Raw genomic sequence first — 18,840 nt, 5'->3', positions numbered from 1 at the left:
TTATGCCCGAAGAAGCCTTGAACTTAGAAGAAGAGGACGACGAAGAGCCTTCTGCTCCAGCGTGGATGACCACCTTCAGCGACATGGCTACGCTGTTGCTGACGTTCTTTGTGATGATTGTGGCCATGTCGGAAGTTGAGGTGAAAAAATTTCAGGAAGCGCTCAGTTTTTTTCAGGGACGCACGGGCCTGCTGCAAAGCGAGATGGTAATTCCTTCGATCAAAAATCAAGTGGTAACGCAACAACAGCTGTCCCAAGAGCAAGCCCAAAAGTACGAAGAGCTTTTAAAGTACCTTGAGGAGAACAATCTGGCTGGGAAAGTTCAGGTGAACCTGACCGATCGTGGACTGCACCTGATCATCACGGATTCGGTCATGTTTCGATCGGGTGAAGCGGAACTGATCGAGCCCTCGCGCACCATCCTACGCATCCTAGCGGGAATGATCGATAGCCGTATTCAATCCGTGGTCGTTGAAGGCCATACAGACAATGTGCCGATCAGCACCACACGCTATCCTTCCAACTGGGAGCTTTCAGCTGCACGGGCCGCAGCCGTGGTGCGCTTTCTGCTGGAGCAGACCCGCGCGCTATCCCCCGAGCGCTATTTGGCCGTTGGCTATGGCGAGTTTCACCCGCGTGCACCTAACGACACGCCGGAAGGCCGCGCCCGCAACCGCCGCGTAGAGATTCTTTTTAACTGGGAGCCATGGCAGAACGAAACCAACCCGTATCTGAAGCGACAGACGCTGCCAACGCGGTAGCCCCAGCAGCGGAGGAAACACCTACCAAGCGCCGCTGGCTAAGTGGGCTGCTTTTGGCCGTTTTAACCCTGGGCCCTACAGGGGTAGGCGCTTGGGTCAGCTATTTTTATTATCCGACACTGCTGCAGGCAGCCGCGTGGTTTTCTGGCACGAATCCTGATAAGAAAGAAGAAAAACCCATCCAGTATGGGCAGTTTACCGAGCTACAAGGGTTCATTGTCAACCCTGCCGGAACAAACGGCACGCGTTACCTCATGGTCAACATTGGCCTAGAAAGCAACAAAGCTGACGTACTGGAAGAAGTCAAAGAAAAAGAAGTGGTCATACGCGACATCGTACTGAAGCTACTAAGCCAACGTACGGTGGAAGAACTGGCCGACATCCAGCTGCGCACCCCTATAAAAGAAGCCTTGCGCGACACGATCAATAGCGTCCTCCGCAAGGGAAAAATTGACCGCCTGTATTTTACGCAGTACGTCCTGCAGTAGTCCTATGGCAAAGCCGCTAAGTCAGGAAGAAATCGACATACTCCTTGAGGTCCGAAACCAGATCGGCGAAACCGGTGACTACGACCTCGAGGCGATCGAGTCGATCATGACGGCTGAGGCCGAGAAGAAAATTTTGCCTTATAACTTCAAGCGGCCTCGGCTGTTTTCGCAGGACCAAATGCGCGTCTTGCACTACGTGCACGAAGCCTTCGCGCGCGATCTTTCGGTGTACATGTCGGCCCAGCTGCGCACTTTGGTAGATATTGCGCTTTCGGCTATCGACCAGGTCTTGTACTCCGAGTTTGTCATGTCCAGCGCCCCACCTTCAGCCCTGTATGTGGTGGACGTGACTCCCTTAAACCAGCGTATTGTTGTCGAAATTGACCCCCGCCTCGTGATCTACACGGTGGAAAAGCTTTTTGGGGGTCCAGGAATTTTTCTGCGCAAACCTCGAGAAATCTCCCAGATCGAACGCCGCATCATGGATAAGGTGGTGATGCGGGCCTTTCGCGAACTGGAAAAAGCCTGGAGACAGATTCACGAAATTCAATTGGAAGAAATCGCCTTCGAGTCTAATGCCGAGTTTGTCCAAATTTTACCTGGGGTAGAACCGGCGCTGGTGGCCACGTTCGAAGTGACGATTTACGAACAGCGTTCGTTTATCAACATTTGCTATCCGTACATTTTGCTGGAGCGGATGCTAGGCCACAGCGCTATGAAGCAGTGGATGTCCAGCGCCACCAGCGAAGTGCCCCCCCAGGTACGTCAGCGCTATGAGGAGCGTCTAGAGAAAATCGAGCTTGAGCTGCGAGCCGAAATTGGCCGCACGCGCATCCCGCTTAGCGAACTCCTCACGCTGGAGGTAGGCGACGTGATCGTCCTAGAACGGCGCATTAACGAGCCGATACAAGTTTACATTGGTGAACACGAAAAGTTTAAAGCCATACCGGGTCGCTCGGGTAAATACCGGGCATTACGTATTTTGGAAGTTGTTCTCCCTGAACTACCTGTAGAGGAAGATGAGCTTGCCTCGCGCGCTTCCGCGGCTTGATGCCACCCGAGAGGCATTGCAAGCCTTTTTACAAACGCTCCTAGGACAATCCTTGAACCTAGAGCTGGGAGAGCCGTCTTCGGTAGAGACCAGTCAGCTGCCTACGCTTAGCCAGCAACATGTGTTGATTTGGGGTATACCGGCGCCTTTTGCAATTGCCCTACAACCAGACTGGGTACCCCTGCTGGCCCAAGCCATGCTTAACGAAAGCCTTCAGGCAGGGGATGCCGGTAGTGCAGACTTACTCAGTGAAGTAGCTGCCCAAGGCTATGGCGCGCTCCGCAACGCTTTGGCTGCTGACGGAGTTCGTTTGCCTGAAGTATCGTTTTCAGTAAACTTTCCTACCACAAAGGCTTCCCTTCCGGATGCGCTCCCAACCGCATTTATCCGTCTGCCTTTTACTTTGCACATTGGTGAGACCCGTCATAACGGCTTTTTGCTGCTTCCTCCTGGTGTAGCTGAGAAAACATCGACCACCGATGCAGGCGCAGCATCCCGTCCAGGTGGTGCTACCGTCGAGGTGCGCCCGGCATCGTTTAAAGACTTGGGGCCAGAGCGCATTGGCAACGGAGGGTTCAAAGGCAATTTTGAGCTCCTAGCCGATGTTGAGCTCGAAGTAGTTGTTGAACTGGGTCGGCGTCGTCTACCGTTGGCCGATGTGTTACGCCTAACGACCGGAAGCATTATTGAGCTGGAAAAATTGGTCGGGGAGCCGCTGGAAATTTATGCCAACGGACGGCTTATTGCCGAAGGTGAGGCTGTTGTCATTGACGAGCAATTTGGCGTACGCATCACCAACTTGGTTACGGGCAGTCGCCAGCGCGAAAAGACGCTCATCTAAGTGTTCCTGGCACAGTGTTCGCTCTAAGCCCTAGAAGTCTTGGAGCCTCATCCACGCTGTGCCATGCCATCGCTTATAAGTCGTGCTGTGCAGCAGATCCCCGCCCCATGGCGGCGCCTGCTGCTTTTCATTGCGGGGTTATTTGTCCTTTGGGCCCTGTGGCAATGGGCCACAGCCCCTTCAGGTCCCCCTCCAATTCCAGCCGATGCAGCGGATCCCACAACGTTCTCACAGCAGCATGCACCAACTGCAGAACCTGGCTTTTTACTACGCTACTTTCTGATTCTTATCGTCTTGGCAGGTGGTGCGCTGTGGGCGCTGCACTTGCGCCGGCGGGTTACCCCTGCAGCCAACACTATGCTGCTTCGCCCCCTTGGGCAGCTTTCATTGGGTCCAGGCCAGCAAATCCGGCTTGTGGCTTGTGGGGAGGAACTGTTGGTGCTAGGCGTAACAGCCCATCACATTACCCTACTCAAAAGTCTACCTTTACCGGCTGAACTGCGAACCGAAACAACCAGTGAGGCGGTGCGCGCTGCGACCTTTGCCCGCTTGTTGGAGTCTCTCCCTGTTTCCCTAAGTCGCTGACCGCTGCAAGCTGCTATGCTACGTGCGTGCCCCGTACTTCTCCTTATCGGGCTGCTCAGCGGGCCACTCCTTTCGCCGGCCCTTGCTCAGTCGGCACCCACTCAGCAAACCACCCCACCAAGCTCAGGGTCCCTTCTGGGTCCATTGCCTCAGATTCGACTGGGCGAAAACGAAGACTTCGAGCTGCCACTCCAGCTGCTCCTGCTTTTAACCATTCTTTCGCTGGCCCCCGCAATTATTATTCTAACCACCAGCTTTACCCGCCTGGTTGTTGTTTTTAGCATTCTGCGTACAGCCCTGGGCCTGCAGCAGTCGCCGCCAACGCAAGTGCTCATCGGCCTAGCGCTTTTTTTAACCCTGTTTATCATGCATCCTGTGTTTGACCAAATCCACAAGCAAGCGCTACGGCCCTACTTAGACAAGCAGATTACGCAAAAAGAAGCGCTGGAGCGTGCTGCCGCCCCGCTGCGCACCTTCATGCTTCGGCAAACACGTGAAAAAGACCTTATGCTTTTTATGGACCTGGCACGCATCGAAGCCTTCGATCGCCCCGAAGATGTGCCGTTTTACATTTTGGTACCTGCCTTTGTGATTAGCGAGCTCCGGATCGCTTTCCAAATCGGTTTTATGATTTTTCTGCCGTTTCTGCTGGTTGACCTGATTGTAGCCAGCGTGCTGATGAGCATGGGCATGATGATGCTACCGCCCGTGATGATTTCGCTGCCGCTTAAGCTTTTGCTGTTTGTGCTTGCCGACGGCTGGTACTTGATTGTGGAATCGGTCGTTCGCGGCTACTTGGGTACCTAAAACCGCTTTTGCTGCTATGAATAGCGACGTTGCGTTGTACTGGATTCAGGAAGCCCTAAAAACCGCCCTACTGCTTGTGGGTCCTTTGCTAGGCGTAGCCTTAGTGGTTGGCCTGGTGGTCAGCCTGCTACAAGCCATTACTTCGGTACAAGAGATGACGCTTAGCTATGTACCCAAAATTTTGGCAGTTGGTTTGGTGCTGCTGCTTTTAGCTCCTTGGATGTTACAGATGTTGACCGATTTTACGGTGCACGTGCTGCAGTTTATTCCGAACGTTTCCCGCTAACGCATGCCGCTGCTGAATCCCGAATACTTGCTTCGCGTGTTGTTGGTGTTTGTACGGATCAGCGGCGTATTGCTGACTGCGCCGCTTTTTGGGCAACTGGCCATCCCCGTTCGTGTGCGTCTTCTACTGGCGGTACTGCTGGCCTACAGCCTTTCAGGTCTGGTACGCACGCCTTTACCTCCCCACGTTGATCAAGCCCTCGGCTTTATGGTAGCGGTAGCCATTGAAGCCCTAACCGGCGTGCTGCTGGGCTTTGCCGCACATGTCGTTTTTTGGGCCGTTGAAATGGCCAGCGACCTTATTGGCTTTCAAGTCGGCCTGCACATGGCACAGGTGTTTAATCCCCTGGAGGCCCACAGTACCAATCCCCTAGGCCGGCTGCTATCGCTAACTACACTAATGGTGTTTGTACTCCTAGAAGGTCACCATGCCGTAGTGCGCGTGCTGGTCCGCTCGTTTGACGTTGTGCCTTTAGCCGGTGCCTATTTGGCTGGAAGTAGCCCTTTGCTCCTGCACTGGGCCTGGGAGTTTCTCGTACTGGCCTTTCGGCTGGCAGCTCCGTTTTTGGTCACTATCTTGCTCATTGATGTGGCTTTAGGGATCTTTGCACGGATTGTGCCGCAAGCTGACCTGTTTTCCATTGCCCTGCCGCTCAAGCTGCTGGTGGGCTTAGGGGTTGCCGTTTTTTACGTGCAGCATTTCTTCCCGCTGATGTTCTCGCTACTTGGGGACCTGGAAAACACCTTGCTGCGCCTGCTTGAAGCCATTGTGCCGCGCTAAAGGAAAGGTTTTCCCTCTGGGGCAGGTGTTATGGGCATTGGGAAACGCGTTTATCCAGGCGGCACTGTTTTTTCACCTGTGGTAACGAGAAAGCACGGAACCGCTTGAGGTATGCCCGAACGCGACCAAAAGCAATTTGACCCTACACCGCGCCGTTTGCAAAAAGCACGCGAGGAGGGCAGTGTCTTTCGGTCGCAGGAAGCCACAGCTGTTGCGCTGCTCATAGGCGCTCTGGCGATCCTGACTTTAGGCTTGCCCTATGCTTTTGCTCTGTTGCAGCAGGCCATGCGGCGCTATTTGGCCAGTGCACCCTTTTTCCCCCTGCAGGCCTCCTCGGTTGCTCTGGCTGTGCAGGATGCGCTTCAGGTGGCAGGCCGCTTGCTGCTTCCTTTTATGGCTTTACTATTTGTATTGGCTTTTGCGGTCAACGTCTGGCAAACCGGCTGGCATCCCACTGCCAAGCCCTTAGCGCCAAAGCCAGAACGGGTGAGCCCGGCAAAGGGCTTGCAGCGGCTATTTTCTTCACGCGGCCTGTTTAATTTGCTCAAAGCACTGCTCAAAGTAGCCATCGTGGGCCCGATTGCCTATTTCGTCATTGCGCGTCATTTACCTGAAATCCTGCTCCTCCACCTTTATCCCCTGGAAGTGATTGTGCAAAACCTAGGGCGCTGGATGCTGCAGTTGAGCGCATTTGCGCTAGGCGCATTGCTGCTGCTATCGGCTGCCGACTTTGCTTATGAGAAATGGCGCTATCGCCAGGATCTCAAAATGACGGCTCAGGAGCTCAAAGATGAGTACCGAGAGCTGGAAGGCGACCCCTTGGTCAAAAGCCGTCGCCTCAAAAAAGCGCGTGAGCTCCTCCGCAAGCGGCGGCTCGACCATGCGGTATTGCGTTCTGACTTTGTGGTGACAAACCCGACGCATTATGCGGTTGCGCTGCGCTACGATCCTACAGAAGCCCCAGCACCCCGCGTGATGGCCAAAGGCATCCGCAAACGCGCCTTGCGCATCAAAGCCTTGGCGCAGGCCTACAACATTCCGATCGTTGAAGACCCGCCTTTGGCAAGGGCTTTGTATCATAGCGTGCCTGAAGAGCACGAAATCCCCGAAGAGCTCTACCTGGCTGTGGCCACCATCCTGGCTGAGATCTACCGCCAGCGTGGCCGCAACCCCCACGCACAGGTCTAATCCTTCGGCCTAAAAGGAGTATATGGCAAACCTTGTCTCTGTCACGAATACGCCGGCCACACCCGTGGGCACGCTGCTTCGCCGGGTCAATACCGAGGCTTTTTTGGCCAGTAGCGTCGTTTTTATCCTGTTTGTGATGCTGGTGCCGCTGCCCCCGTTTCTGCTCGACGTTCTGCTAGCCACCAACATTACGATCAGTTTGGCCATTTTGCTCACGGCTTTTTATGCCGCCAGACCGCTAGAATTTGCGATTTTTCCGGGCTTACTGCTGCTTACCACCCTGTTCCGCCTCTCGCTGAACGTAGCCTCCACGCGACTCATCCTTAGCGAAGGCAAGGCCGGTGCACTGATTAGCGCCTTTGGGCAGTTCGTCGTAGCTGGCAACTATGTGGTAGGGGCCATCATTTTTATCGTACTGGTGATCATCAACTTTGTAGTAATCACCAAAGGCTCTGGCCGCATTGCAGAGGTTGCGGCACGCTTTACGCTCGATGCCTTACCAGGCAAACAGATGGCGATCGACGCCGACCTAAACGCTGGGCTCATTGACGAAACGGAAGCCCGGCGCCGCCGCGAAGAAATCGCCCGAGAAGCCGACTTTTACGGGGCTATGGACGGCGCGAGCAAATTCGTACGCGGCGACGCCATCGCGGGACTAGTCATTACGGCGGTCAACATCGTTGGGGGTTTTTTAGTTGGCGTTTTTCAACAGGGCATGTCGGCCGCCGAAGCAGCCCAGAACTTCATGCTTCTTTCGATCGGCGATGGCCTGGTTTCCCAAATTCCGGCGCTGTTGATTTCTACCGCGGCAGGCATCATCGTCTCACGCGCCAGCGGCGAATCGAACCTGGCCGAGGACTTCAAGGGACAGCTCTTCAAACGCTCTTATCCGTTACTGATCACAGGCAGCTTTTTGGTACTGTTGGGGTTGGTTCCCGGGTTGCCACTACTGCCTTTCTGGATGTTGGCAGGTGCTACATTGCTTTTGGGGTTTCAACGACGGCAAGCTGAGATGCAGGAAAAAGTGGGCGCCCAGCAACCCGAAACGCCTCCGTCCCAACCCCAACCTGTCGAAGACCCTACGGCGTTGCTTTTTGTGGATCCGTTAGAGCTAGAAATCGGCTACGGCCTGATTCCCCTTGTAGATCCCAATCAACATGGCGATTTGCTGGATCGCGTCAAAGTGCTGCGCCAGCAACTGGCTTTAGAGTTGGGTATCGTCATTCCTCCAGTGCGCATTCGAGACAACCTGCGCTTAGGTGCTAACCGTTACGTCATCAAACTTCGGGGCAATCCGGTTGCCGAAGGGGAAGTGCTTCCGGGCTACTACCTGGCCCTCTTGCCGGAAGGGCTTGAAGAAACCCCACCTGGACTGCGTACGCAAGATCCAACGTTTGGTCTGCCTGCACTCTGGGTAGCCGAGCGCAACCTATCTGAGGCAGAACGCCTGGGCTTGACGGTGGTCGAAGCGCCTGCGGTCATCACCACCCACCTCCTGGAAGTACTCCGCAAACATGCACACCAGCTCTTAGACCGTCAAGAAGTCAAAAAGCTGCTCGAAAAGGTCAAAGAAACACACCCGGCATTGATTGAGGAGCTCACCCCAGGCTTACTCAGCCTGGGCGCTATCCAAAAAGTGCTCAAAAAGCTGCTGCGCGAACGCATCCCTATACGAGACTTGGTCGCCATTCTCGAGACACTGGCCGACCATGCCACTAGCACAAAAAACCTGGATGTGCTGACCGAGTACGTGCGACATGCCTTAGCGCCTACCATCACGCGCCAATTCCTGTCTCAAGACGGCGCCATCTACGCCTTTGTGCTGGATCCTGTATTGGAACGGCACTTGCTACACCAAGCCGAGGCAGGAGAACTGCATCCTAGTACCCTGGGCTTGGAGCCACGACAGGCGGATCGCCTGCTCAAAGAGGCAGACCGCCTCACCAAACGCATGCTGAGCGAAGGGCGTCCGCCTATCCTGCTTACCTCACCGGTACTCCGACCGGTGTTGTATAGCTTCTTAACACCTTCAGTTTCAGACCTTAACATACTGTCCTACAACGATTTATTACCGGATGTCCGTGTAGAAGTTGTCGAGCAATTGCGGCTTCCTTAGTGCATGCCTTTAGCTTAAACCATGCGCATTCAAACACTCACTGGAGCAACCATTCAGGCTGCCTTGCTAGAAGCGCGCCGCCGCTTTGGCGACGACGTGGTGTTGCTGGAATCTATTCCTCCTCAAGGAGATCAGCCGGCCCGCATTACGATTATGGTGGACGAGCGGCTTGAGATGCCCGAAGCGCTCCCTTATGGCTATGGAGCTGCGCTGGCTCGAGCACAAAAAGCGGTCGGGAAAACGACACCTGCGGCAAACGACACTGCAGAGGTGCTTGTAGCCCCGCAGGCAAGCCCGGAAAAGCCGGCCGCTACGTTAAACGGGCGCGGGCAACTTTTTCCGCAACGCACAGCACCTCCAGCACCTGCGCCTAGTGCTACGGCGGGTTCGGCAGAGGTCCAGCTAGAACGTCTCAGCCGTCGACTGGCACGGCTGGAGCGACAGTTGGGAAGCGCGCTGGTAGGCACCTCGCATCGCTGGCTGGCACATCCGCTGGCCACAGAGCTGCTGCGCCAGGGGTTGCGCTCCGCTACGGTTATCCGGCTCTTTGACCGGCTTCTTGCCCAAGGATTTGACCCAGAGCAGCCCGAAGAGCAGTTGCGCTGGGCCCTAGCGCGTGAAATGCGACGCCAACTTTCGCCCACCACGCCTCGACCATTGCAAGGCACATTGGTATGCATTGGCGCAGCTGGTTCAGGCAAAACCTCTGTCGTGCTTAAATTGGCCCGGCATCCAGGTTTCTTTGGCAGGCGCTTGGTGGCCGTGTTGGTTCTCATGCCAGAGGAGGTTGAATCCCAGCCTTATATCAGCCCTGTAGATCTGTATCGCCGTTTTGAGCTGCCCGTCCAGACAGTTAGTAGGCCTGATGAGATGGCGGCCGCCCTTCGACGCCTACAAGGTTTTGATCAGGTGCTGATCGACACGCCTTCGCTTCCTCTCCTGGAAGGGCCAGCACGTCGTCTTCTGCTGCAGCTGCGGCAGCTCCTGTCGCCGATTGTACCCCTTCAGGTACTCTTTACGCTCAATGCTACGACCAACCTCGAAGACTTACCGCCAGAATTCCTGCAGCGGCTACCGCTGTCGCCCGATGCGTTGGTGCTCACGCACTGGGACGAAGTGCGACGGCCTGGTCGGCTCTACGACTGGCTTGTAGCCTTAGCCCGACCCGTTGTTTGCCTATCGAGCGGCAGCCGCGTGCCTGAAAGCCTAGAAGCGTTCTCACCTACTGCCTATATTGAGCAGCTACTTCGGTTGTAACCTATGAAACGCCGTTCAACAGTTGTTGCTGTAGTCAGTGGAAAAGGAGGCGTAGGCAAAAGCGTTCTCGCCGTTAACCTAGCGGAAACGCTGGCTATGCAGGGCGAACGCGTAGCCCTAGTAGACGTCGATTTTGGCCAAGGTGCTTGTAGCATCCTGCTGAACGAATCCCCTGCAGCCAGTGTGCTAGACCTCATGCGGGACCAGGCCACCCTTGAAGACGTGCTGCATCCTACAAGCAGCGGCCTTACCCTGGTTCAGGCCGTGACCGAAGCCGGACAAGCAGATGGACAGCAGGAGGAGCTCTACGCCACGCTGGACTGGCTGCTAAAAGAACTGCGCCACAACCACACCATTGTGCTATTGGATGCCCCAGCTGGTACCGAAGGCGCAGTGCGCTGGGCCTTGGATCGCGCAGACCTGGGCTTGCTGCTGCTGGTGGGAGAACCAACCGCCATAGCCGATGCCTATCGACTATGCAAACTGCTGTGGCAGCACGCTCCCCACTATCCACTTAGCTGCGTCGTTAACTTTGCCGATACCGAAGCCGAAGCCCGCAGCATTGCCGATCGCTTCGCTACCCTAACGCAGCACTTCCTCCACCAAACCCCAACATTTCTAGGCTGGATACCCTACGCGACCCAGATCCGCCGCAGCGTGCTGATGCAGCAACCAGCCGTTCAACAGCCCGGACCCGTGCGTAACGCCTTTGAACGCTTAGCCTATGCCCTCCTTCACGGCAAAACGACCCACGCAGCCTCTTGCCCAACCTCCTAAGCCTTAGATGGCATGCATCTTGCCTTTTGTGCTTTGTAAACCCATGTAAAACCCCCACCCTCAAGGGCCATGCGAAGTTTGCTAACCTACACCAGTAGCCTGCTAGGTGCCTTTGTGCTATTCTGGCAACTATGGAAATTTGTGCCGCTAGAACGTGCACTGCTCAGTGCTGCTACTGCAGCAGTGGGTAGCTATTTGGTCCTACTAGGAGGCTATCTCACGGTGCGGTGGATTCTGCAGCAAACATCGACTGCCAAACCCACTAAGGATCAGCAGGGAACCCTACCGGATGGAGATTCCGAGACTTCAGCAAAAACTGCCGCACCAACGGCCTCCCGAACGCCAACGCCCGCAGCCGCTTAAGTCTGATTTTGCGCATCGCCTTCTATGGGCACGGATCTGCAGCGCCTTGCCGAGCAACACGCCGCTGACCCTTCGCCGGCTAACCGTGAAGCCGTCGTGCTGGCGGCCGTCCCCTTAGTACGGGCATTGGTCGGCCGGCTGAGCATCCCTGACCATCCGCTGGTCACCCGTGAAGACCTGGAAAATGTAGGGCTCATGGGGTTGCTCCAAGCACTCGACAGCTACGACCCCAGCCGCGGCACCCCCTTTGCTTCCTATGCCTACGGCCGCATTCGCGGCGCGCTGGTCGATTACCTCCGTTCCATCGATGCCCTGCCCCGGGAGCGACGTCGCAAGCTGGCCGAGCTCCAACAGGCCCTTGAAAGCTTACGCCAACTGCTGGGCGGCGAGCCCGAAGACCAAGACGTGGCCGACTACCTAGGCATTTCACTCAACGAATACTATGCGCTGCTCTCCGACGCCCAGTGCCGCTATGCCCTTTCTTTGCAAGACACCCTCAACGATGAAGGTGAACAAGCTGTCCTGGAAACCATTCCCAATGAAGAAGCCGAGCAGGCTTTCGAAACTATCGATCGCAAATCGCTCATCGAATACGTCGCTTCGCTCATCAAAAAACTGCCTGAGCGCGAGCAAAACATCCTGGCCCTCTACTATTACGAAAACCTTACCCTGCGTGAGATTGCCCAGCTGATGGGACTCACCGAAGCCCGCATATCCCAGATTTTGGGAAAAACCTTAGTGATGCTCCGCACGCACATCCAACGCATCCACCCCCGCGTTGCCTGAGCTTCGAACAAAACGCTGCTGCTAACCGTTACATGCAGCACGTGATGTAGAAGATTTCGCTTCTACCCACGTAATTCCTACCCGGTGGTAGTCAACCAAACCGTGTTGCGTGCATGGGCATCATGAACAAACTCCGGGAGCAGACCGGAGTCATTTTGTGGATTTTGGTGATTTCTTTCGGCATCATCTGGGTACTGCAGGATACAGGGGCCTTTGACGTGATCGGCCGCACCGGCGACACTATTGCTGAAGTCAACGGTGAACCCATCTCGTATCAAGAATACGCTCGCGCTGTCGAAGCGCAACTGCAAGCCTTCCAGCAACAGACCGGAGAGTCACCTACCCCCCAGCTTACTGACCTCATCCGGGAGCAGGTCTTCAACGCCCTGATCGAAGAGCGGCTGCGCGAGCAGGCCATGAAAAAGCTGGGCATCCGCGTAACCGACGACGAGGTTGTACAGATGGTGCTGGGAGAAAATCCCCACCCCATCATTAAGGCCTACTTTGGCGATGAAAATGGCAATGTCAACCGCGCCCTGCTCCAGAACTTTATTGACAACCCGGCTGCCCGAGAAGACTGGATCCGATTGGAAGAATACCTAAGGGCTGAGCGGGGTCGGCAAAAACTGGAGCAACTGCTCTTGGCAACCGTTCGCGTCTCTGATCAAGAAGTCGAAGAAGAATACCGGCGACGCACGCTTCGCGCCGATGCCCACTACATTGCCTTACGCTATGCTGAAGTGCCTGACGATTCGGTCTCGGTGTCCGATAGCGACCTACGCCGCTACTACAACGCACACCGAGAAGACTTCAAGCGAAAGCGTACGTATTTGGTGAGCTATGCCAGCTTGCCCAAAACGCCCACAGCCGAGGATACAGCACAGGTACTAAATGAGCTCAATCAGCTTAAAACGCGCTTTGCTGAAGCAGAAAACGACTCACTCTTTTTGGTCCGCTATGCTTCGGAGCGGCCCTACACCGATGCGTTTTTCCGGCGTGATGAGCTCGACGAAGCAATCGGCGAAGCGGTTTTTGGCCATTTGGAACCGGGCGCTGTCGTTGGTCCAGTGATTTCCGGAAATCAGGCCCATCTGATTAAGATTCGTGCAGTGCGCCCCTCGAACGAAGTGGTCGTTCGCGCCCGCCACATTTTACTACAAGCACCGGAAGGGGATGCTGCAGCGCGTGAGCGCGCTCGCCAAGAAGCTTTAGCGCTCAAGCGCCAGCTGGAGCAAGGTGCCGATTTTGCAACGCTAGCCCGTGAGCACTCCGATGATCCAGGCAGTGCCAACCGTGGTGGCGACCTAGGATGGTTTGGCCGCGGGCGTATGGTGGAGCCCTTTGAAAAGGCTGCCTTTGAGGCCCCCTTAGGACGGGTGGTCGGCCCGGTCGAAACCCGCTTTGGCTACCACCTCATTCAAGTAACCGGTCGCGCTCAGCAGGAAGTGCAACTGGCCGATTTAGCGCTCCCCCTTACCCCTTCGCTGGCCACGCTCAACCGCATTCAAGAGCGCATGGAAGACCTGGCCTACTATGCCAGCGAGTCTGGCGATTTCCGTGCTGAAGCCCAACGCTTAGGGTTGCAAGTGCAGGACATGCGCATCGAGGAGGGCCAGCAAATTATCCCGGGTATTGGTCAAAGCCGAGCCATACAAAACTTTTTGGCCGATGCCCGCAAAGGAGCCGTCAGCCCAGTTATCGAGCTAGACGACCGGTTTATCGTGCTGCATCTCGTTCGCATAGAACCTGAAGGCTACCGCTCCTTTGAGGAAGTGCGCGAAGAGCTGCGGCCGCGCGTTTTACTGGAAAAGAAAAAGGAAATTCAGGTGGCGCGCTTGCGCCGGGCCCTTGCCCAACACGGGTTTGATGGACTGGCCAGTGCCCTGGGCACGAGCGTACAAACCATTACCCAGCTGAGCTATACGCAAACGATCCTTCCAGGCCTAGGCCGTGAGCCCCGCTTTGTCGGGACCGTCTTTGGCCTTCAGGAAGGACAAACCTCAGACGTTGTCGCGGGGGAAAATGCAGCTTTTGTAGTACAGCTCACGCAGCTTTATGAACCCCCTCCACTGACCGAAGCCATGCGAAACCAAATTCGCCAGCAATTGCTTAATCAGCGCCGGCAACAGGTACTCAGTCAGTGGACAGCTGCTTTGCGTGAACAAGCAGAGATTAAAGACCACCGGCGCCGCTTCGAGTTGTAAGTCGCTCGCTGAACTACACCTGCCCGAAGGCACCTTCTGATTGTAGAAGGTGCCTTCGGCGTTTTATGGCACCAAGGGCATAGGCACTTCCACTGTTCCGCGATAGACCACAACCGCTGGCCCTTCCAGAAAGAAGCCATGCTGCGCTGTTGGATCAACCCCTACCGTGAGCACGCCGCCAGGCATGTGTACGGCAATGGGCAACTGCTCCACGCGCTGCTGCTGCCAGGCTACCAGCGCAGCTGCCAGTGCCCCTGTGCCGCAGGCGAGCGTTTCGGCCTCAACCCCCTTTTCGAAGGTGCGCACGCGCACGGCACTTTTGCTGAGTACTTCCACAAAGTTTACGTTTGCTCCACGAGGTTGCAGTGCCGGATCGTGCCGAAGCTGCAAGCCCCAATAGGCCACATCGACAGCTTGCACCGATGGCACAAAACACACCAAGTGCTCGGTACCCGTCCAAATGAACGCGGCAGCCTCAATCGTCTCTGGCAGCGAGGTCTCCAAGGCCGGCCTAGGGGTATAGTGCTGTGGGGGGGGAACGTATAGCCGAACGGGCGCCTGTGGATCGTCGGGCACGTCAACATGGTACAAACCGGCATCGGTCTCAAACCACAACGGCGCAGCTTTTAGGCCTGCCATGCGCGCAAAGCGTGCCAGACAACGCGCCCCATTCCCACACATGGTTCCTTGGCTGCCATCCGCATTGAAATACCGCATGCGATAGTGCACGCCTTCCTGCTGAGGAGCGTTGAGCGCCAACAAGCCGTCGGCTCCAATGCCTACGCGCCGAGGACAATACCGCCGGGCTAAAGCTGAAAGCTCTTCATCCGAAAACACATAAAACCGGTTGTCAATAACGATAAAGTCGTTCCCCGCCCCATTCATTTTGGTAAATTCCAGAATCAGTGGTGTAGCCATAGGTATAAACCGTGGGTGAAAAACGGGCACCAAGTGCAAGACGCACCGTTAAACGGTGGTGCCTAAAGAATTTTCCATTGAAGTCAAACGTTCACCTAAACCAGCATCGAACCTACATTGGCGGAAAAGCGACTGGTGATTGAGCACGCCGACCCGGTCTTGCTCTTTGGGTTAGGCGACGTTTATCTACGCAAGCTCGAGGCTGCCTTCCCGGAAACGCAGATCATTGCTCGAGGGAACCAGCTTATTCTGCGCGGTGAAAGCGAAACGTTAGCGTGCATCGAAAGGGCTGTACGCGAGCTCATCGTGGTCCTCAACCGAAACGGCCAGCTGTTGGAACGGGACGTCGACACCGTCTTGGCCCTATTTACTGCCGGTGATGGGGCAGGCCTAGCTGAAACAGTCCTTGACGATGTCATCCTCTTTACGCCCAGTGGAACGCCCGTGCGGGCCAAAACACCTAACCAACGAAAGCTGGTCGAAATGGCCCGGAAAAACGACATTGTGTTTGCCATCGGACCTGCCGGTACAGGCAAAACCTACACCGCTGTAGCCCTGGCGGTTGCAGCCCTGAAAGCGCGACAGGTTAAGCGTATTGTGCTCTCGCGCCCAGCCGTAGAGGCGGGAGAACGGCTGGGCTTCCTACCCGGTGATTTCCGGGAAAAAATTGATCCTTACCTGCGCCCACTTTACGATGCTCTAGAAGACATGTTACCGCGCGAGCGCCTGCGGGCGCTTATGGAGCAGAACGTGGTGGAAATCGTGCCGTTGGCTTACATGCGCGGCCGCACGCTCAACTCGGCCTTCGTCATCTTAGACGAAGCGCAAAATGCCACCACGCAACAAATGAAGATGTTCTTGACCCGTCTAGGTGCCAATAGCCGCGCTATCGTTACAGGCGATATTACCCAAACCGATCTTCCTAGCCCTGAACGCAGCGGCTTAGTGGAAGTCCGCCACGTCCTCGAGGGTATCGAGGGCATTGGGTTTGTCTATTTCGACCGAGAAGACGTGGTACGCCACCGTCTGGTAAAAGACATCATCGAAGCCTACGAGCGCTTTGCCCAACGCGAACAAAACGGCAATGGGCGTACGACGGTTACGACAGGTGGACAAAATACAGGGTCAGCAGCAGCGCCATCACCACAATAACAGCCCATGCAGCCACGCCGGGGCGTCGATAAAATGGTATGCTGCGCTTGCGGTAGGAAATCGTAGAGCTTTCCATAGGCCGTTGAAGTTTGATAGGGGGTGTCATGGTGGGGTTTTTCATGAGCTCTAAGCCGCAGGATATTCATAAAAACCCCGCCCAGTTTTGCGCCCTAAGTACCCAGCAGCCACCATCTTGCGTAGCAAGGGGCATGGGCGGTACTTATCCTCACCCAGCTCGCGATGGAGCACCTCCAAAATAGCCAGGCATACATCTAACCCAATCAAGTCGGCCAACGCTAGCGGTCCCATCGGGTGCGCCATGCCCAGTTGCATCACCCGATCAACGTCTTCAACCGAAGCCACCCCTTCCATCACACAATAGACCGCCTCGTTGATCATGGGCATAAGCACACGATTAGAGACGAAACCAGGGGCATCCTGCACCGCAACGGGAACCTTATCCAGCCGTTGCGCTAAAGCTGCTACCGCCTCAAACGTCGCTTGACTGGTCTTCAAGCCGCGTACAATTTCTACAAGGCGCATTACCGGCACCGGATTAAAAAAATGCATGCCGATCACCTGCTCTGGACGCCGAGTGCGGGTACCCAACCAAGTAATGGAAATCGAGGACGTATTGGAGGCTAAAATAGCATGTGCCGGTGCCTGCGCATCCAATGCAGCAAACAACTGCCCTTTCAACGTAGGGTCTTCAGGTACAGCTTCGATAACCAGTTCTACATCAGCCACTGCCGCCGCGATATCGGTCAAGCAGGTGATCCGCTTGCGTGCAGCCTCGACCTGCTCGAGCGTGATGAGCGATTTGTTCAGCTGGCGTTGCAAGTGGTGCTCGATAGTTTGAAATGCCTGCTGCAGCACTGCTTCAGACGTATCGACGAGTCGCACAGTAAGCCCATGCACAGCCGCCACCTGGGCAATGCCGCGTCCCATGGTACCCGCCCCGATAACGGCAACCGTCGAAATCTCCATGGTGGGCCTTAGGTGCCTGTCTCAACAGGGCTCAAACGTACAAAATTCAGATCTTATCCTCAAGGGGTGCCAGCTTGCCAGTAGACCCTCCCCACAGGATCGATATAGGTCAACCTCCCCTGTTCGACGACAAGCGCTCGCCCTTGGGTAAAAGGACGTGCCTGTTCATAACGAGCTGGAATGACAAGATCTCCCTCTGGATTGATGTAGCCCCACCGCCCTCCTATACGCACGGCGGCCAGCCCTTCGGAAAAATCTAGCGCCTGCTCATAGCGCAGCGGAATGACCAACGCGCCGGTGCGATCAATAAATCCCCATGCGGTGCCGTCGGAAACCCGGGCCCTGCCCTCAGCAAAGCTAAACACCTGTCGGTAAGGGACCTCCAGCACAACATTACCCTGCTTATCGATAAACAGCGTGCGACCACCTTCGCGCACCAGCGCTAACCCTTCCGAAAAACTCCGTGCTGAGCTGTAGCGGGGGGGAATGACCCAACGACCTGTGCTATCTATAAACCCCCATCGACGTTCGGTAGTCACAAAAAGCGTTTGCTCGCCCGTTTCAACTGCAGCCAGCCCTTCGCTAAACGATAACGCCTGCGTAAACTGGGGCGGAATCACCAGTTCACCCGTGCTGTTGACAAAGCCCCAGCGCGTACGCCGCATGACAACAAGTAGCTTTTGGGCAAATCCCACCGGCGCCAGGCCTTGAGCAAAGTCACGCGCAGCCACATACCGCGGTGGGATGATTTCCTGACCTTGGCTATCGACAAAACCCCAGCGCTCCCCTAGCTGCACGCGCGCATAGCCATTTTGATAGGAAAAAACATGATCGTATTTAGGCAAAACAATCCACCGGCCCGTCGTATCAACAAACCCCCATCGACCGTCCAGTTGCGCACCAGCGCGCCCTTCAGCAAAAGGCAGCACACGTTCAAACTGGGGCGTAATGGCGAGCTGGCCTTCGCTGGTCACAAAGCCGTATCCGTCGGGCGTGGCTACCGGCAAAAGCACCTGCGACTGCGCATAAAGCCCACTGTAGCTAACCAATAGGAAGAGTCCGAAAAACACACCTCGTCTCATACCCTAGCCCCGTTTTCAACCACTGTAGAAGGCGACACGGCATACTCCAAGATCTGCTGGGGTTCGTTCTGTTCACTCACAAGCACCACACGGGCCCGATGCTGCTGTGCTTCTTCAGGGGTCATTTGGGCATACGCGATCACCAACACCTGGTCGCCTCGTACCGCTCTACGGGCAGCTGGACCATTTAGGCAGACGATCCGGCTCCCTCGCCTACCAGGAATCGTGTACGTTTCTAGACGATCCCCGTTGTTTACGTTGACGACCTGTACCTTCTCGTAGGGCAGAATGCCCGCTAGTTCCAAGAGCTCTTCGTCGATGGTAATTGATCCCTCATAATACAGATCCGCATCGGTGACGCGAAGCCCATGCAGCTTCGCGCGAAACATGGTGATCGTCATGTGTAGACCG

The 18,840-nt window shown here is 55.8% G+C and carries 20 protein-coding genes; 16 read left to right on the top strand and 4 right to left on the bottom strand.

What is annotated here, in order from left to right:
- The first annotated feature begins 2 nt into the window (after positions 1-2).
- From J8E65_RS08885 to J8E65_RS12670, 15 genes are all read left to right on the top strand, one after another.
- Complete coding sequence (locus J8E65_RS08885; protein ID WP_210375390.1) at positions 3-761, top strand: OmpA/MotB family protein; 759 nt, start codon at positions 3-5, stop codon at positions 759-761.
- A complete protein-coding gene (locus J8E65_RS08880; protein WP_210375389.1) occupies positions 707-1,249 on the top strand; it encodes a flagellar basal body-associated FliL family protein in 543 nt (180 codons plus the stop codon). The genes J8E65_RS08885 and J8E65_RS08880 overlap by 55 nt, the downstream gene beginning before the upstream one ends.
- Positions 1,250-1,253: 4 nt before the next feature.
- Positions 1,254-2,300, top strand: coding sequence for a flagellar motor switch protein FliM (fliM, locus tag J8E65_RS08875; protein WP_210375388.1), 1,047 nt, complete (start codon positions 1,254-1,256; stop codon positions 2,298-2,300).
- Positions 2,269-3,141 (top strand): flagellar motor switch protein FliN, encoded by an 873-nt coding sequence (gene fliN / locus J8E65_RS08870; RefSeq protein WP_210375387.1) that lies wholly within the window; start codon positions 2,269-2,271, stop codon positions 3,139-3,141. The genes fliM and fliN overlap by 32 nt, the downstream gene beginning before the upstream one ends.
- 63 nt (positions 3,142-3,204) lie before the next feature.
- Positions 3,205-3,726 carry a FliO/MopB family protein gene (locus J8E65_RS08865; RefSeq protein ID WP_210375386.1) on the top strand — a complete coding sequence of 174 codons (522 nt, stop codon included), beginning with the start codon at positions 3,205-3,207 and terminating at the stop codon, positions 3,724-3,726.
- A gap of 15 nt (positions 3,727-3,741) precedes the next feature.
- The gene (fliP, locus tag J8E65_RS08860; RefSeq protein ID WP_210375385.1) at positions 3,742-4,533 is read left to right on the top strand and encodes a flagellar type III secretion system pore protein FliP; all 792 of its coding nucleotides are present in this window, start codon (positions 3,742-3,744) and stop codon (positions 4,531-4,533) included.
- 16 nt (positions 4,534-4,549) lie between these two features.
- Positions 4,550-4,819: a flagellar biosynthesis protein FliQ gene (gene fliQ, locus J8E65_RS08855; RefSeq protein WP_210375384.1), complete on the top strand. Its 270-nt coding sequence runs from the start codon at positions 4,550-4,552 to the stop codon at positions 4,817-4,819.
- Positions 4,820-4,822: 3 nt separating this feature from the next.
- The gene (gene fliR / locus J8E65_RS08850) at positions 4,823-5,599 is read left to right on the top strand and encodes a flagellar biosynthetic protein FliR (protein WP_210375383.1); all 777 of its coding nucleotides are present in this window, start codon (positions 4,823-4,825) and stop codon (positions 5,597-5,599) included.
- 111 nt (positions 5,600-5,710) lie between these two features.
- A complete protein-coding gene (locus tag J8E65_RS08845; protein WP_210375382.1) occupies positions 5,711-6,787 on the top strand; it encodes an EscU/YscU/HrcU family type III secretion system export apparatus switch protein in 1,077 nt (358 codons plus the stop codon).
- Between the two features lie 22 nt (positions 6,788-6,809).
- Positions 6,810-8,903 (top strand): flagellar biosynthesis protein FlhA, encoded by a 2,094-nt coding sequence (gene flhA, locus J8E65_RS08840; protein WP_210375381.1) that lies wholly within the window; start codon positions 6,810-6,812, stop codon positions 8,901-8,903.
- Between the two features lie 21 nt (positions 8,904-8,924).
- Positions 8,925-10,160, top strand: coding sequence for a flagellar biosynthesis protein FlhF (locus tag J8E65_RS08835; RefSeq protein WP_210375380.1), 1,236 nt, complete (start codon positions 8,925-8,927; stop codon positions 10,158-10,160).
- A 3-nt stretch (positions 10,161-10,163) separates the two neighbouring features.
- Complete coding sequence (locus tag J8E65_RS08830; RefSeq protein WP_210375379.1) at positions 10,164-10,937, top strand: nucleotide-binding protein; 774 nt, start codon at positions 10,164-10,166, stop codon at positions 10,935-10,937.
- A gap of 69 nt (positions 10,938-11,006) precedes the next feature.
- Complete coding sequence (locus tag J8E65_RS08825) at positions 11,007-11,300, top strand: hypothetical protein (RefSeq protein ID WP_210375378.1); 294 nt, start codon at positions 11,007-11,009, stop codon at positions 11,298-11,300.
- Between the two features lie 24 nt (positions 11,301-11,324).
- Positions 11,325-12,086 (top strand): sigma-70 family RNA polymerase sigma factor, encoded by a 762-nt coding sequence (locus J8E65_RS08820; protein ID WP_210375377.1) that lies wholly within the window; start codon positions 11,325-11,327, stop codon positions 12,084-12,086.
- Positions 12,087-12,199: 113 nt separating this feature from the next.
- Positions 12,200-14,290, top strand: coding sequence for a peptidylprolyl isomerase (locus J8E65_RS12670; RefSeq protein WP_210375376.1), 2,091 nt, complete (start codon positions 12,200-12,202; stop codon positions 14,288-14,290).
- A 63-nt stretch (positions 14,291-14,353) separates the two neighbouring features.
- On the opposite strand, the gene dapF is transcribed toward J8E65_RS12670, so the two are convergent.
- Positions 14,354-15,208, bottom strand: coding sequence for a diaminopimelate epimerase (gene dapF / locus J8E65_RS08810; RefSeq protein ID WP_210375375.1), 855 nt, complete (start codon positions 15,206-15,208; stop codon positions 14,354-14,356).
- A 117-nt stretch (positions 15,209-15,325) separates the two neighbouring features.
- Between dapF and J8E65_RS08805 the strand changes: the two genes are divergently transcribed.
- Positions 15,326-16,360, top strand: a complete 1,035-nt coding sequence (locus J8E65_RS08805) for a PhoH family protein (protein WP_237181801.1) — start codon at positions 15,326-15,328, stop codon at positions 16,358-16,360.
- A 126-nt stretch (positions 16,361-16,486) separates the two neighbouring features.
- Here J8E65_RS08805 and J8E65_RS08800 read toward each other — a convergent pair whose 3' ends face one another.
- From J8E65_RS08800 to panD, 3 genes are read right to left on the bottom strand one after another with little or no spacing between them, the layout of a single operon-like run.
- The gene (locus J8E65_RS08800) at positions 16,487-17,347 is read right to left on the bottom strand and encodes a 3-hydroxyacyl-CoA dehydrogenase family protein (RefSeq protein ID WP_210375374.1); all 861 of its coding nucleotides are present in this window, start codon (positions 17,345-17,347) and stop codon (positions 16,487-16,489) included.
- A 59-nt stretch (positions 17,348-17,406) separates the two neighbouring features.
- The gene (locus J8E65_RS08795; RefSeq protein WP_210375373.1) at positions 17,407-18,429 is read right to left on the bottom strand and encodes a WG repeat-containing protein; all 1,023 of its coding nucleotides are present in this window, start codon (positions 18,427-18,429) and stop codon (positions 17,407-17,409) included.
- The gene (panD, locus tag J8E65_RS08790; RefSeq protein WP_210375372.1) at positions 18,426-18,830 is read right to left on the bottom strand and encodes an aspartate 1-decarboxylase; all 405 of its coding nucleotides are present in this window, start codon (positions 18,828-18,830) and stop codon (positions 18,426-18,428) included. The genes J8E65_RS08795 and panD overlap by 4 nt, the downstream gene beginning before the upstream one ends.
- Positions 18,831-18,840 lie beyond the last annotated feature (10 nt).

The organism is Rhodothermus bifroesti (assembly GCF_017908595.1).
Taxonomy (GTDB): Bacteria; Bacteroidota; Rhodothermia; order Rhodothermales; family Rhodothermaceae; genus Rhodothermus; species Rhodothermus bifroesti.
This window is presented reverse-complemented; position numbering and strand designations above follow the sequence as displayed.

Bases quoted from the DNA above. Each gene is read 5' to 3' on its own strand.
- J8E65_RS08825 (WP_210375378.1), top strand. From the start codon at position 11,007: ATGCGAAGTTTGCTAACCTACACCAGTAGCCTGCTAGGTGCCTTTGTG.
- fliP (WP_210375385.1), top strand. From the start codon at position 3,742: ATGCTACGTGCGTGCCCCGTACTTCTCCTTATCGGGCTGCTCAGCGGG.
- J8E65_RS08885 (WP_210375390.1), top strand. From the start codon at position 3: ATGCCCGAAGAAGCCTTGAACTTAGAAGAAGAGGACGACGAAGAGCCT.
- J8E65_RS08845 (WP_210375382.1), top strand. From the start codon at position 5,711: ATGCCCGAACGCGACCAAAAGCAATTTGACCCTACACCGCGCCGTTTG.
- J8E65_RS08835 (WP_210375380.1), top strand. From the start codon at position 8,925: ATGCGCATTCAAACACTCACTGGAGCAACCATTCAGGCTGCCTTGCTA.
- fliM (WP_210375388.1), top strand. From the start codon at position 1,254: ATGGCAAAGCCGCTAAGTCAGGAAGAAATCGACATACTCCTTGAGGTC.
- dapF (WP_210375375.1), bottom strand. From the start codon at position 15,208: ATGGCTACACCACTGATTCTGGAATTTACCAAAATGAATGGGGCGGGG.
- J8E65_RS08880 (WP_210375389.1), top strand. From the start codon at position 707: ATGGCAGAACGAAACCAACCCGTATCTGAAGCGACAGACGCTGCCAAC.
- J8E65_RS08800 (WP_210375374.1), bottom strand. From the start codon at position 17,347: ATGGAGATTTCGACGGTTGCCGTTATCGGGGCGGGTACCATGGGACGC.
- fliR (WP_210375383.1), top strand. From the start codon at position 4,823: ATGCCGCTGCTGAATCCCGAATACTTGCTTCGCGTGTTGTTGGTGTTT.
- J8E65_RS08795 (WP_210375373.1), bottom strand. From the start codon at position 18,429: ATGAGACGAGGTGTGTTTTTCGGACTCTTCCTATTGGTTAGCTACAGT.
- J8E65_RS08865 (WP_210375386.1), top strand. From the start codon at position 3,205: ATGCCATCGCTTATAAGTCGTGCTGTGCAGCAGATCCCCGCCCCATGG.
- J8E65_RS12670 (WP_210375376.1), top strand. From the start codon at position 12,200: ATGGGCATCATGAACAAACTCCGGGAGCAGACCGGAGTCATTTTGTGG.
- flhA (WP_210375381.1), top strand. From the start codon at position 6,810: ATGGCAAACCTTGTCTCTGTCACGAATACGCCGGCCACACCCGTGGGC.
- fliN (WP_210375387.1), top strand. From the start codon at position 2,269: ATGAGCTTGCCTCGCGCGCTTCCGCGGCTTGATGCCACCCGAGAGGCA.
- J8E65_RS08830 (WP_210375379.1), top strand. From the start codon at position 10,164: ATGAAACGCCGTTCAACAGTTGTTGCTGTAGTCAGTGGAAAAGGAGGC.
- panD (WP_210375372.1), bottom strand. From the start codon at position 18,830: ATGACGATCACCATGTTTCGCGCGAAGCTGCATGGGCTTCGCGTCACC.
- J8E65_RS08820 (WP_210375377.1), top strand. From the start codon at position 11,325: ATGGGCACGGATCTGCAGCGCCTTGCCGAGCAACACGCCGCTGACCCT.
- fliQ (WP_210375384.1), top strand. From the start codon at position 4,550: ATGAATAGCGACGTTGCGTTGTACTGGATTCAGGAAGCCCTAAAAACC.